The sequence below is a fragment of the Streptomyces sp. NPDC093795 genome, assembly GCF_044764665.1.
In the GTDB taxonomy this organism is placed as follows: domain Bacteria; phylum Actinomycetota; class Actinomycetes; order Streptomycetales; family Streptomycetaceae; genus Streptomyces.
Genome location: NZ_JBIWIO010000007.1, coordinates 413,224 through 426,446, shown reverse-complemented (window position 1 = coordinate 426,446; position 13,223 = coordinate 413,224). Strand labels below are relative to the sequence as shown.

The 13,223-nt window shown below is 73.5% G+C and carries 11 protein-coding genes; 6 read left to right on the top strand and 5 right to left on the bottom strand.

What is annotated here, in order from left to right:
* Positions 1 to 11 precede the first annotated feature (11 nt).
* The 3 genes from ACIRB7_RS21605 to ACIRB7_RS21595 are packed head-to-tail and all read right to left on the bottom strand — an operon-like array spanning position 12 to position 3,555.
* Positions 12 to 656 carry an ATP-binding cassette domain-containing protein gene (locus ACIRB7_RS21605; protein ID WP_403600918.1) on the bottom strand — a complete coding sequence of 215 codons (645 nt, stop codon included), beginning with the start codon at positions 654 to 656 and terminating at the stop codon, positions 12 to 14.
* The gene (locus ACIRB7_RS21600; RefSeq protein ID WP_403600915.1) at positions 653 to 3,160 is read right to left on the bottom strand and encodes an ATP-binding cassette domain-containing protein; all 2,508 of its coding nucleotides are present in this window, start codon (positions 3,158 to 3,160) and stop codon (positions 653 to 655) included. The genes ACIRB7_RS21605 and ACIRB7_RS21600 overlap by 4 nt, the downstream gene beginning before the upstream one ends.
* Positions 3,148 to 3,555, bottom strand: coding sequence for a hypothetical protein (locus tag ACIRB7_RS21595; RefSeq protein ID WP_403600912.1), 408 nt, complete (start codon positions 3,553 to 3,555; stop codon positions 3,148 to 3,150). The genes ACIRB7_RS21600 and ACIRB7_RS21595 overlap by 13 nt, the downstream gene beginning before the upstream one ends.
* 100 nt (positions 3,556 to 3,655) lie before the next feature.
* On the opposite strand from ACIRB7_RS21595, the gene ACIRB7_RS21590 reads away from it, so the two are divergent.
* The 4 genes from ACIRB7_RS21590 (at position 3,656) to ACIRB7_RS21575 (ending at position 7,884) form a co-directional block, all read left to right on the top strand.
* Positions 3,656 to 4,207 carry a hypothetical protein gene (locus ACIRB7_RS21590; RefSeq protein ID WP_403601066.1) on the top strand — a complete coding sequence of 184 codons (552 nt, stop codon included), beginning with the start codon at positions 3,656 to 3,658 and terminating at the stop codon, positions 4,205 to 4,207.
* Positions 4,185 to 5,477 (top strand): ABC transporter substrate-binding protein, encoded by a 1,293-nt coding sequence (locus ACIRB7_RS21585; protein WP_403600910.1) that lies wholly within the window; start codon positions 4,185 to 4,187, stop codon positions 5,475 to 5,477. Before ACIRB7_RS21590 ends, ACIRB7_RS21585 begins: the two co-directional genes overlap by 23 nt.
* 90 nt (positions 5,478 to 5,567) lie before the next feature.
* Complete coding sequence (locus tag ACIRB7_RS21580) at positions 5,568 to 6,842, top strand: glycosyltransferase family 4 protein (protein ID WP_403600907.1); 1,275 nt, start codon at positions 5,568 to 5,570, stop codon at positions 6,840 to 6,842.
* Between the two features lie 58 nt (positions 6,843 to 6,900).
* Positions 6,901 to 7,884, top strand: coding sequence for a helix-turn-helix transcriptional regulator (locus ACIRB7_RS21575; protein WP_403600904.1), 984 nt, complete (start codon positions 6,901 to 6,903; stop codon positions 7,882 to 7,884).
* Here the strand turns inward: ACIRB7_RS21575 and ctaD are convergent.
* The gene (gene ctaD / locus ACIRB7_RS21570; RefSeq protein ID WP_403601063.1) at positions 7,826 to 9,535 is read right to left on the bottom strand and encodes a cytochrome c oxidase subunit I; all 1,710 of its coding nucleotides are present in this window, start codon (positions 9,533 to 9,535) and stop codon (positions 7,826 to 7,828) included. The two genes, ACIRB7_RS21575 and ctaD, sit on opposite strands and share 59 nt — an antisense overlap.
* A 320-nt stretch (positions 9,536 to 9,855) precedes the next feature.
* On the opposite strand from ctaD, the gene ACIRB7_RS21565 reads away from it, so the two are divergent.
* Positions 9,856 to 10,071, top strand: a complete 216-nt coding sequence (locus ACIRB7_RS21565; RefSeq protein ID WP_403600901.1) for an I78 family peptidase inhibitor — start codon at positions 9,856 to 9,858, stop codon at positions 10,069 to 10,071.
* A gap of 93 nt (positions 10,072 to 10,164) precedes the next feature.
* On the opposite strand, the gene ACIRB7_RS21560 is transcribed toward ACIRB7_RS21565, so the two are convergent.
* Positions 10,165 to 11,034 carry a phosphatase PAP2 family protein gene (locus tag ACIRB7_RS21560; RefSeq protein WP_403600898.1) on the bottom strand — a complete coding sequence of 290 codons (870 nt, stop codon included), beginning with the start codon at positions 11,032 to 11,034 and terminating at the stop codon, positions 10,165 to 10,167.
* Positions 11,035 to 11,439: 405 nt separating this feature from the next.
* Here ACIRB7_RS21560 and ACIRB7_RS21555 point away from each other — a divergent pair, with 405 nt between their 5' ends.
* Positions 11,440 to 13,212, top strand: coding sequence for an MFS transporter (locus ACIRB7_RS21555; RefSeq protein WP_403600895.1), 1,773 nt, complete (start codon positions 11,440 to 11,442; stop codon positions 13,210 to 13,212).
* Positions 13,213 to 13,223: the final 11 nt, after the last annotated feature.

Here is a 13,223-nt window from a genome sequence, read left to right as displayed (position 1 = left end):
GCCCGTCCCGGTCAGGTGAGCTCGGCCGGCTCCCCGCTGAACGCGAGGGAGCCGCGCCGCAGCTCGTGCACCAGCGAGCCGGGCGGCAGCCCGTCCGGTACGCGCTGCTCCGCCAGGACCACGGCCGCGCCGCCCTCCACCGCGAGCGCCGCGAGGCTCCGGTACGTACGGGCCGCGATCGGCGGAGCCAGACCGAGCGACGGCTCGTCGACCAGCACCACGCGCGCGCGTACGGCGAGCAGGGCGCGGGAGAGCGCCAGCACGCGGCGCTCCCCGCCGGAGAGGGTCCCGGCGGTGCGGGACAGCAGGGGGAGGAGTTCCGGGTACGGGGGTGCGGCGCCGGGACCGCTCAGGGCGAGGTTCTCGGCGACGGTCAGGTTCGCGTACACCGCCTCCAGGTCGGGTACGAGGCACAGCCCCCGGCGCGCCCGTTCGTGGGCCGGCAGGCGGGTCACGTCGGTGCCGCGCCACACGACCCGGCCCGCGGAGAGCCGTACCGTGCCCGCGAGGGCGCGGAGGGCCGTCGTACGCCCCGAGCCGTTACGGCCCAGGAGAACGGTCACCGTACCGGCGGGCACGGGCAGGTCCAGGCCGTGCAGCGCCTCCAGCGGGCCGTAGCGGACCCGGGCGGCGCGCAGGGCGATCTCGACGCTCATGACACGATCCGGCCGCCTTCCATGGTGTGCACGGTGTGGGCGATCCCGGCGACGAGGTCCAGGTCGTGCTCGACGACGAGGACGGTCAGGCCGTCGGCGGCGAGGGCGGCGAGGATCCGGGCGAGTGCGGCCGTCTCCTCGGCGTCGAGACCGGCGGCGGGCTCGTCGAGCAGGAGGGTGTGCGGCTGCCCGGCGAGCGCGCGGGCCAGCTCGACCCGGCGCAGGGTCCTGGTGGGCAGGTCCGCCGCCGTCTCGTGCCGTACGGGTCCGGCGAGCCCGAGGAGACGCAGGCTGCGTTCGACGGCGGCGGGGTCCTCGCGGACGTGGCCCCGCTCCTCGCCGAGGCGGACGTTCTCCTCGACGGTGAGCGAGGGGAAGACGGCGAGCCGCTGGAACGTCCGGGCGATGCCGAGGCGGGTCCGGGCGTGGGCGGGTCGGGAGGTGATGTCGGCTCCGTCGAGGGTGATCCGCCCGTGGCGGGGGCGGGCGGTGCCGGTGAGGCAGTCGAAGAGGGTGGACTTGCCGGCGCCGTTGGGGCCGACGAGGGCGGTGATGCGGGAGGGGGCGAGGGTGAGGGTGACGTCGTCGAGGGCGGTGATCCCTCCGGGGTGGGTGAGGGTGAGGTGGTGGGCGCGGAGGGTGGGGGCGGGTGTCGGTGCGGGTGTGTGGGGATGCGTCCGGCCTTCGGCCGGACTGGGGTTCCCACCCGCACCACCCGTTCTACTGATCGACCGAGATGCGGGTCTTCCCTGTGGCAGCAGGTTCGTCAGAGGGGGGAGGCGGCCTGTGAGGGCTGCCAGGAGGCCCAGGAGGGCTGCTGCCGTGCCTGCTTGCGGGCCCGCGTCCAGGGTGGTCAGGAGGGCGGCGGCGGCCAGGGGGGTGAGGAGGCTGTCGGCGCCCAGGACCAGGACCGCGGCGAACCACAGCAGGCCGCGGACCGGGTCGTACGCCTCCGGGTCGAAGGCGCGCAGGCCCATGCCGAGGAGGCCGCCGCCCAGGGCCGCGAGGGCCGCGCCCAGGACGAACGCGAGCAGCTTGAGGCGGGGCACGGCGACGCCCGCCGCCTCCGCGCCCGGCTCGTGGTCCCGCAGCGCGGCGAGCGCCCTGCCCGTGCGGCCCCGCCGGAGCGCCGCCACCAGGGCCAGGCAGCCCGCGAGGACGACCAGTTCGAGGGCGTAGAAGGCGCGGTCGTCGGAGAAGCCCGCCGGGCGGCCGAGGGACAGGCCCGCCGTCGCGTACGGCTGGGTGAGGACGAAGCGGCTCACCGCCACCCCCGTCGCAAGCGTCACCAGCGCGAGCGCCAGACCGTGTCTGCGGATCGCCGGCCGGCCCGTCAGGAGTCCGACCGCGGCCACCAGCGGCACCGCGAGGCCGAGCGCCACGAGACCCGGTACCCCGCGCGCCGTCAGGAGCGCGGTGAACAGCGCGCCGAGGCCCGCGTACGCCGCCTGCCCCAGCGCGATCTGGCCGCCCCGCCCCGCCACCACGACCAGGGACAGCAGGATCACCGCGAGCGCCGGCACCTGGATCGCCGTGTGCAGGTCCGAGCCCGCGAAGCCGAGCGGGAGGAGGAACAGGACACCCACGACGACCCACAGTCCCCCCGGCACCCGCCCGGAACGCACCGGCGGCGGCAGCGCGTCCCTGCCCCTGCCGCCGACACCCGGCAGGACGAGGGCCGCGACCAGGAGCGCCACCACGAACAGGTTCGCCCCGACGGCCTGGAGCAGCGGGCCCGCCCAGCCCTCCGGGTGCAGCCGGGTCAGCTGGGCCTGGGCCACGCCGATCGCGAGCGCCGCCACCACCGCGACCGGCAGCGACCGCATCCGGGCGATGACCGCGACCGCGATCACCTCGACGACGAGCAGCGGCATCCCGTACGGGTCGAGGCGCACGTACGGGGCGAGCAGCACCCCGGTCAGGCCGGCGGTGAACGAGCCGAACGCCCAGCCGGCCGCCGCGACCCGGTCCGCGTCGATCCCGGACACCACCGCGAGCGGCCGGTTGTCGATCACGGCCCGCAGCTCCCGCCCGAACCGCGTCCACCGGGTCACCGCCCCCACCAGACAGGCGAGCGCCACCACCGCGCCGAGCTGCGCCCAGGGGTCGTCGCCGAGGAGCACCGGAACGTCGTCCCGCGCGCCGGGGCCCCACAGGAGCAGCGCCGCGCCCACGAGCAGGACGAACACGCCGACGGAGGCCACCAGGGGCTGGGCCGGGTTCGCCTCCCGCCGCGCGAGGGGCCGGAACACCACACGGTCCAGGACGAGCCCGATGCCGGGGGCGACCACCAGGAGGGTGACGAGCGCGGCCGGCGGCAGCGGCCAGCCCTCGACGACCACCAGCTGGCGGAGCACGTACGCGCAGATCATGGCGACGGCCCCGTGCGCCAGGTTCAGCACCCCGGTCGCCCGGTAGGTGACGACCAGGCCGATGCCGGTGAGCGCGGCGGCGCTGCCGACCGCGAGGCCGGCGAGCGTCAGCTCGTACGTCAGGGAGGCCACGGCTCACACACCGGACAGGGGCTCAGGGACGGGTCGTCCCCCGCCTCCACCGCCGTCGCCCGGCCCGCGACCAGCGGGCAGTCGGGCCGGTGCGCCAGGGTCCCGCCCGGGACCCGGAGCGGCGGGCCCTCGGAGGACGGGGACCCGGGGGGAGTCCCGTCCGCCTCGGGACGGCGCGGCTCCGGAGGCCGTACGGGAAGGGCGTACGCCGCCGTGACGAGCACCGCTCCCGCCACGAGCAGCGCCGCCCCCGGCACCGTGCACGAGGCCAGATAGGGCAGCTGCCGCTCCGCGAACCGCTCGCCGGAGATCCCGTACCAGCCGAGCACGCAGAGGACCGCGCCTCCGGCGGCCGCCGCGAGACCGCTCCACAGCAGGATCCGGGATGTCGGCACGGAGGCCTCCCTCGTCTCTTCCTTTGCACTATGCCCCGATACGCCCCACCCTGGAAGCATCCGGCCGCACGGCCCCGAAGGACACCCGGTGGTGAGCCAGATGGTTTCCGAACGACCCGGCCGACGCCCCCGGCTCGCCGCGCTCGCGGCCGCCGCCCTCCTGCTGCTCGCCCCCGCCGTCGCGAGCTGCGCCGACGACGGCGAGGGCCGCTCCGCGGACCTGGAGACCTCCGCCCCGCCCGGGATGACGGCCGAGGCCCCCTCCGAGGCCCCCGGCACCTCCGACGCCGACGAGCCCGACGACCCCGCCGCGGCCGAGGCGGAGATCACCGAGAACTGGACGAAGTTCTTCGACCCGAAGACCCCCGTCGCCGACAAGGCGAAGCTCCTGGAGGACGGGGAGCGGATGCGGGAGGTCCTCGGTGCCTTCGCCGGCGACAGGAACGCGGCCATGACCTCGGCGAAGGTCAAGGGCGTCGACTTCACCTCCGCCACCGGCGCCGACGTGACGTACGACCTGCTGGTCGGCGGAGCCCCGGCCCTGCCCGACGCGCGCGGCACCTCCGTCCTGGAGGACGACACCTGGAAGGTCTCCGTGAAGACCCTGTGCGGCCTGGTCGAGCTGAGCGGTGTCACCGTCCAGGGCTGCTGAGGCGGGAGCGGCGCTGCTCCTCGCGCTCGCGCTCCTCCTCCTCACGGCCTGCGGCAGCCGGCTCCCCGAGCGCGCCTTCGCGTCGCGGCCCGCCGCCCACCCCTCCGGCGGTGAGCCGCTCCGCGTCGGGATCATCACCAGCGCCACCAGCCCCGTCGGCGGGCAGGCGCTCACCGGCCCGCGCGACGGGGCCCGCGCCTACTTCGACGCCCTCAACGCCCGCGGCGGCCTCGACGGGCGCCGGATCGAGGTGGAGACCTGCGACGACGGCGGCAGCGGCGTCGGCAACAACACCTGCGTGCATCGGCTGGTCGACGAGCGCCGGGTCTTCGCCCTCGTCGCCACCACCGCCCTCGACTACGCGGGCGCCCCCCTCGTCGCCCGGGCGGGCGTCCCCGACATCGGCGGCCAGCCCCTCACCCCCGCGTACGACACGTACCCGCACCTCTACGGGATCTACGGCAGCTCCGCGCCGCGTACCGGCGGGGAGCCCGGCTGGGGCGGCGTCCTGTACGGCGGGACCGAGGTCTACCGCTGGTTCGCGCGGGAGCGTGACGCCAGGACCGCCGCCGTCGTCTCGTACAACCAGGCCGCGTCCGCCGCGTACGCCCGGCTGGTCACCCGGGGGCTGCGCGCCGAGGGCTACCGGGTCGTCGAGGAGCAGGTGGACTTCGCGCTGCCCAACTTCCGGGCGGTCGCCGCCGATCTGCGGGCCCAGCACGTCGACGTCCTCTTCGACGCCATGGACACCCACGGCAACGTGCGCCTGTGCGAGGCGATGGAGACCCTCGGGGTACGGGTCGCCGCCAAGGTCACCCACGCGCAGAACTGGTCCTCGTCCGTCGCCCGCGACTACGCCCGCGCCCCCGGCTGCCGGGACGCCCTGTGGGTGACCGGCGCCAGCCGCAACCACCAGGACACCGGGCATCCGGCGGTCCGCGAGTTCCGCGCGGCGATGGGCGGACGGGCGCTGTCCCAGTGGCAGCTGGAGGGATGGGCGGCGGCGATGTGGTTCACCGACGCGGCCCGCTCCTGCCTCGCCGGGGGCGGGCTCACCCGCGCGTGCGTGGAGCGGTTCATGAACCGTCCGGAGCCGTACACCGCGCGGGGGCTTCTGCTCCCCGTCCGCCACGAACGCCTGGAGCGACCGCCCGCGACCCGGAACACCTGTCTGTCGGTGGCCCGTTGGCAGGAGGGCAGGGGCTGGGTGCGCCAGGGCGAGATGACGGAGAACTGCGCGACCGTGCCCCAACTCGGCTACCGGCCGTGACCCCCGCTCGGCTGCGCCCGTGAACGGCGGCCCGTCACCGGCAGTACAGTCGAGCGACCGATCAACTCACCGGGGGGAACCGGCGGCGCGATGCGAATCTCCTTTCTGCTCCACAACGGCTACCACTACGGCGGCACGATCCGGACGACGTTCACCCTCGCCGAGGAACTGGCGGAGCGTCACGAGGTCGAGATCGTCTCGGTGTTCCGCCACCGCGACCGACCCCTCCTCGGCCTGCCCTCGGGGGTGACCCTGCGCCACCTCGTCGACCTGCGCGAGGACAGCCCCGGGTACGACGGCGAACACCCCGACTTCCGCCGCCCCGCCGAGGTCTTCCCGCGCGGCGACGGACGCTGGAAGCAGTACAGCGCCCTCACCGACGCCCGGATCGGGGAGCACCTGCGGGGCGTGGAGGCCGACGTCCTCGTCGGCACCCGCCCCGGACTCAACGTGCACCTCACCCGGCAGGCCCGGCGCGGCCCCGTCCTCGTCGGCCAGGAACACCTGATCCTCGACGGTCACAGCTTCCGGCTGCGCCGGGACATCGCCCACGAGTACGCGCTCCTCGACGCCGTCACGACGGTCACGGAGGCGGACGCCCGCGCCTACCGGAAGCTCGGGCTGCCCGGCGTACGGATCGAGGCCGTGCCCAACAGCGTGCCCGCGCCCGCCGGGCCGCCCGCCGACCCCGCGGCGAAGACGGTCGTCGCCGCCGGCCGGCTGACCCGCGTCAAGCGGTACGACCTGCTGATCGACGCCTTCGCCGAGGTGGCCGCCGACCACCCCGACTGGAAGCTGCGGATCTACGGCGCCGGTGACGCGGTCCAGAACGTCAAGGGGCCGCTGGCCCGGCAGATCAAGGACCGGGGCCTGGGCGCGCAGGTCTTCCTCATGGGCTCGGTGACCCCGCTGGAACCGGAGCTGGCCAAGGGCTCGATCGCCGCCGTGACCTCCCAGCGCGAGTCCTTCGGCATGACCATCGTCGAGGCGATGCGCTGCGGACTCCCGGTCGTCTCCACCGACTGCCCGCACGGGCCCCGCGAGATCATCGAGGACGGGGTCGACGGGCTCCTGGTGCCGGTCGACGACGTGGCCGCGTTCGCGCGGGCGCTGCGCCGGCTCGTCGAGGACGACGAGCTGCGCGCCAAGACGGCACGGGCGGCGCTCGGGGCCGCCGAGCGCTTCGACCCGGCCCGGATCGCCGCCCGGCACGAGGCGCTCTGGACGGAACTCGTCGAGCGCGGCGCGAGCCGGCGCAGCCACCCCGAGGGCAGGGCGTCGCTGCACCGGGGGGTCGGCCGGGCCGTCGACGCGGTCTACACCCTGAAGGCCAGGGCCGGCCGGCTGGTCCGCCGCTTCCGCTGACGCATCGCGCGCCCTTTGAGGACAGAAGTCGTCCGCGAGGGCTGGCAGACTCGGCGCCATGTTGGAGACCTCCGCACGGCTCTTGCGTCTGCTCTCGTTGCTCCAGGCCCACCGTGAGTGGTCCGGTGCCGACCTCGCCGAGCGGCTCGGGGTCACGCCCCGCACCGTACGGCGGGACGTCGACCGGCTGCGGGAGCTCGGGTACCCCGTCAACGCGAGCCCCGGCACCGGCGGCGGCTACCAGCTGGGCGCCGGGGCCGAGCTGCCGCCGCTGCTCCTCGACGACGAGGAGGCCGTGGCGGTCGCGGTCGGCCTGCGCGCCGCCGCGGGGCAGGGCGTCGAGGGCATCGGCGAGAGCTCCGTACGCGCCCTGGCCAAGCTGGAACAGGTGCTGCCCGGGCGGCTGCGGCGCCGGGTGAGCGCCCTGAACGCCTTCACCGTGCCGATGCTGCGCACTCCGCGCGAGCGGATCGACCCGGCCGTGCTCACCGAGCTCGCCAACGCCTGCCGGGACACCGAGCGGCTGCGCTTCGAGTACCGCGACCACGGCGGGACGGCCACCCGCAGGACCGTCGAGCCGCACCGCCTCGTGTGCAGCGAGCGCCGCTGGTACCTGGTCGGCTGGGACGTGGACCGGGCCGACTGGCGTACCTTCCGGGCCGACCGGATCACCCCGACCCCGCCGCACGGCCCCCGCTTCCCGCCGCGCGAGCCGCCCGCCGAGGATCTCGCCGCCTATGTGTCGAAGGGCGTGTCCACGGCCGTGTACGCGACCGAGGCGACGATCCGGCTGCATGTGCCGCTCGACGAGGCCGCCGCGGCCGTCGGCGCCGCCGCCGGTGTCCTGACGGCGGAGGGGGAGCACGCCTGTCTGCTGCGGACCGGCGCCCACAGCCTCGACGTGATGGCGATCCATGTGGCGATGATCGGCTTCGAGTTCGAGGTGCTCGACCCGCCGGAGCTCGTCGACCGGGTGCGGGCGCTCAGGGACCTGTTGTCCCGCGCTCTCGACCGGCCGGGCCGTCCTGCGGCGGACTCGTGACGTACGCCAGCTCGTACTCCGCGAACTCCGGGTGGTGCAGGTCGAAGGCGGGCGCCTCGGAGCGGATCCGGGGCACCGTCACGAAGTTGTGCCGGGGCGGCGGGCAGGAGGTCGCCCACTCCAGCGAGCGCCCGAAGCCCCACGGGTCGTCCACGTCGACCTTCGTCCCGTACCGCCAGGTCCGCCACACGTTGTAAAGGAAGGGCAGGGTGGACGCGCCGAGCAGGAAGGCGCCGATGGTGGACGCGGTGTTGAGGGCGGTGAAGCCGTCCGCGTCCAGGTAGTCGGCGTACCGCCGGGGCATGCCCTCCGCCCCGAGCCAGTGCTGCACCAGGAACGTCAGGTGGAAGCCGATGAAGAGGGTCCAGAAGTGGATCTTCCCGAGCCGTTCGTCGAGCATCCGGCCGGTGAACTTCGGCCACCAGAAGTAGAAGCCGGCGAAGGTCGCGAAGACGACCGTGCCGAACACCGTGTAGTGGAAGTGGGCGACCACGAAGTACGAGTCGGTGACATGGAAGTCCATCGGCGGCGAGGCGAGGATCACCCCGGTCAGGCCGCCGAAGAGGAACGACACCAGGAAGCCGACGGACCACAGCATCGGGGTCTCGAAGGAGAGCGAGCCCCGCAGCATCGTCCCGGTCCAGTTGAAGAACTTCACCCCGGTGGGCACCGCGATGAGGAACGACAGCATCGAGAAGAACGGCAGCAGCACCGCGCCCGTCACGAACATGTGGTGCGCCCAGACCACCACCGAGAGGCCGGTGATCGCCATGGTGGCGCTGATCAGCGTCGTGTACCCGAAGATCGGCTTCCGGGCGAAGACCGGGATGATCTCGCTGACGATCCCGAAGAACGGCAGCGCGATGATGTAGACCTCGGGATGGCCGAAGAACCAGAAGAGGTGCTGCCAGAGCAGCGCGCCCCCGTACTCCGGCTGGAAGACCACCGAGCCGAGGCGCCGGTCCGCCTCCAGGACGAGCAGGGCCGCGGCGAGGACCGGGAAGGCCATCAGGACCAGGACCGCGGTGAAGAGCACGTTCCAGGTGAAGATCGGCACCCGGAACATGGTCATGCCGGGCGCGCGCATCCCGATGATCGTCGCCAGGAAGTTCACCGAGGTGAGGATCGTGCCGAAGCCGGAGAGGGCGAGCCCCATGATCCACAGGTCGGCCCCGATGCCGGGGGAGCGTTCGAGGCTGTTCAGGGGCGCGTACGCGGTCCAGCCGAAGGCGGGTGGTCCGCTGGGCACGAGCAGCGAGCCCACCACCATCAGGCCGCCGAGGAGGAACAGCCAGTACGAGAGCATGTTCAGGCGGGGGAAGGCGACGTCGGGCGCGCCGATCTGGAGCGGCACCAGCTCGTTGGCGAAGCCGGCGAACGTGGGCGTCGCGAAGAGCAGCAGCATGATCGTGCCGTGCAGGGTGAAGGCCTGGTTGAACTCCTGGTTCGAGACGAGCTGGAGTCCCGGGCGGGCCAGCTCGGCCCGCATCAGCATCGCCATGATCCCGGCCATCAGGAAGAAGACGAACGAGGTCACCAGGTAGAGGTGGCCGATCTTCTTGTGGTCGGTCGTGGTGAGCCAGTCGATCAGCACGCGGCCGTGCCGCTGCCGGCCCGATTCGACGGTCGCGGTCAGTGTCCCGTTGCCCATCGCTGCCTCCGCCTCGCCGTCGTCCCGGCTCCGCGTCTCCGGGCGTCCGGACAGCGTAAGCATTGTGTAAGGGAAGAGTGAGCGCCCTGCGTGCGCGTCGCCGACACAATTCAGGGCGGATGCGGGGGAAGAGGGAATGACGTCCGTGCTATCGGCGCTTCGGCGCCGGATTCCGGACCCTTCGTGCGAACTGCCGGGAGTCCCCCGGAATTACTGGAGAAACGGCTGGAAAGCATCCCTCCGTGCGGCGGCGGAAGCACCAAACATATGTCGGTAACTTGTGACACAAGCGTGACCGCGAAGGTACTAACGTGAGGGTCATGGCACCCACATCGCGTACTCCCGAACCGCCCCGCGACAGCCCCGAGTCCTATGTGGGCCTGGACGCGGAAGGCGCCGCACAGCTCGCAAGGACGCGGGGCTGGAGCACCGTCAGGTCCCTGCCGCCCGGCTCGATCATCACGATGGAATACCTGGTCGGACGCATCAACTTCGAGGTCGAGAACGACACGGTCACCCGCTGCTGGGTCGGCTGAGGAGAACGCGAAGGGCCCCGGCCGATGACGGCCGGGGCCCTTTGTCGCTGACGTTTCCCCGTACCTCCGGGTACTTCTCCGAGGTGACGGAGGTCAGCCGCCGGTCGCCGGAGTGCGGCGGCCGGCCACTCCCACGGTCTCCCTGACCGGCTCCTCGGGCGCGGGGAAGAACCCCGGGCGGGGGCCGCCGGAGGCCACGGGCAGCGAGGGCACCAGCCGGCGACGGTCCCGCAGCCGTTCCCGTACCCGGTCACGCACGGCGAGGATCCAGGACTCCGCCACGGCCAGGACCGGCTCGCACCAGGGCAGCGCCAGGAGCACGAGCAGCCCGGCCGCCCAGCCGAGGAGGACGTCGCTCAGCCAGTGCGTGCCCAGGTAGACGGTGGTGAGACCGACGCCGAGCGCGACCACGGCGGAGAGCGCCGACAGATAGCGCCTGGCCCGCGGGGTGGTCGCCAGATAGGCGAGGATGCCCCAGGTCACCACCGCGTTGGCGGTGTGACCCGAGGGGAATATGTCGCCGCCCGCGAAGAGCTCGGCGGAGCCGACCTGGGTCGCGTAGTGGGGGCCGAGGCGGCCGAGTCCGAGCTTGACCGAGCCGACCGAGACGTTGAGCAGCAGCAGGGCGGCGCCGAGGCAGAGCAGGGGCCGCAGGGTGTGCTGGCGCCAGGAGCGCCAGCCCAGCCAGGCGGCCACCATGACGGCCGTGGGACCACGCTGACCGAGGACGACGTAGTAGTCGAGGAAGCCGTGGATCCCCGGCCACTGCTGGTAGGGCCGGAAGAGCATGATCTTCCAGTCGAGGGTCACCAGCCACGTCGAGAGCAGCACGGCGACGACCATGGCGAGATAGAACGCCGACGTCCCGCCGAAGAGGGCGAGACGCGTGCGGGTCATCCGCGGGACCTCTATCTTCGGCGGTTCCGGCTCCCGGTCCAGCCGGGCAAAGATGTCGGTACGCACCCAATCGACGTTACAGGGAGTGAGAAGCCGACCCGGTCGATCCGCCCCCTTCGTGATGTTGATGTGATGTGGAGTAGGTCTCAATGGCCGACCTATTCCGGGCGTCCGTCGGGAAATCCGATGACCTTCCGCCCTATTGCCGCACGGGCGATTCCGGAAGCGTGTTTGAACGCGCGGGAATTACTTCAAACAGACGTCCGTACGGAATTCCATGCGACGCGCGGCCCTTCCCGAGTGGCGTACGCCACACCGGCGGGGCCGTCGGGGTGAGAGCTGCACCACGCGCCGGGGGCGTGGACTCGCGTACGCTGACGGCTCACTCGCCCGTCGATGCCGGGCCGCCCCAGGGGCATAAGCCCTGGTCGGGGCCCGCCGAGCGCGAGAGCTTCACTGGGAGGTACGGACATGTCGCGGACGAACACGGCCCAAGGACCACCGCGCTCCGCCGTCGGAGCCGGAGCCAACCGCTGGGTCGTCCTCCTCGTCCTCTGCGTCAGTCTCCTCCTGGTCGCCCTCGACGCGACCATCCTCCACGTCGCCGTCCCCTCGCTCACCGAGGACCTGCGCCCCAGCTCCACCGCGCTGCTCTGGATCGTCGACGCCTACCCCCTGATCTGCGCCTCGCTCCTCATCCTCTTCGGCACCCTCGGGGACCGGGTCGGACGACGGAGAGTGCTCCTCCTCGGCTACGCCCTCTTCGGCGTCGCCTCGGCGGTCGCCGCGCTCGCCACCGAACCCTCCGTCCTCATCGCGGCCCGCGCGCTGCTCGGCGTCGGCGGCGCCATGATCATGCCCGCCACGCTCTCCATCCTCCGGACGGTCTTCCCCGACCGGCGGGAGCGCGCCACCGCCATCGGCGTCTGGACCGCGGTCGCCGCGGTCGGCGCCGCCGCGGGACCGGTGCTCGGCGGCTTCCTCGTGGAGCACTACTGGTGGGGCTCCGTCTTCCTCATCAACATCCCGCTGATGGCACTGATCCTGCCGCTCGGCCGCCGTCTCCTCCCCGAGTCCCGGGGCGCCGCCGACGGACCCTGGGACGTCCTCGGCGCGCTCATGGCCGCCGCCGGAGTGCTCGGCTGCGTCCTCGGGGTCAAGCGGGCCGGGGCCGGCGACCCGCTCCTCGCCCTCCCGACCGCGGGCCCGCTGCTGCTCGGCGCCGCGCTCCTCGTCCTCTTCGTACGGCGGCAGAAGCGGCGCCCGCACCCCCTGATCGACATGCGGCTCTTCTCCCGGGCGGCCTTCACCACCTCCGTCGGCTGCATCGTGCTCGCCATGCTGGCCCTGGTCGGCCTGGAGCTGATCGCCGTCCAGTACCTCCAGCTCGTCCTCGGCCTCACGCCCCTGGAGACCGGGCTCCGGCTGCTTCCGCTCACCTTCGCCGCCATGGCCGCCGGCGCCACCGGCTCGTACACCCTGCGCAGGATCGGACCGCGCCGGATGGTCGGCTGGGGCTTCGTGCTCACCGCGGCCGCCGTGCTGCTCCTCACCTTCATGGGGCAGCACGACCGGCCGCTGCTGCTCACGGTCGGCTTCGTCCTGCTCGGCTTCGGCCTGCAGACCACGCTCTTCTCGGCGTACGAGTCGATGCTCAGCGAGGCGCCGCAGCGGAGCGCGGGTGGCGCGGCCGCGATCGGCGAGACCTCGTACCAGCTCGGCGCGGGCATGGGCATCGCCCTGCTCGGCAGTGTGATGAACGCGGCGTACGCCCCCGGGCTCGCCGCCGTCCCCGGGGTGCCCGCGGAGGCGCGCACGGCCGCCGCGAACTCGCTCGGGGAGGCCTACCAGGTCGCGGAGCAGCTCGGCGGCGCGGCCGGCGGAGCCCTGCACCAGGCCGCCCGGCACTCCTTCGTGAACGGGCTGCACATCACGCTCTTCGTGAGCGCGGGGCTGCTGCTCCTCGGCGCGGCGATGGCGCGGCGCCTGCCCCGGGTGATGGACTGCCCGGTCGATCCGGAGGAGACGTCCGGTCCGGAGGAGACGGCGGGGACGGAGGAGACGGCGGAGTCGGCGGGGAAGCCGGCGACGGCGGCGAAGGTGGATCCGGCGGAGCCGGCCGTTCTGGTGGAGACCGCGGCCGCGTGGGCGGAGCCCTCCGGGCTCTCCCGGTCGTCCGAGCCGCGGGTGCCCGCGACCCGGGAAGCGATCGAGCCCGCCGGCTCCGGGCGTCCGGCGCACTGACCCGGTCGTCC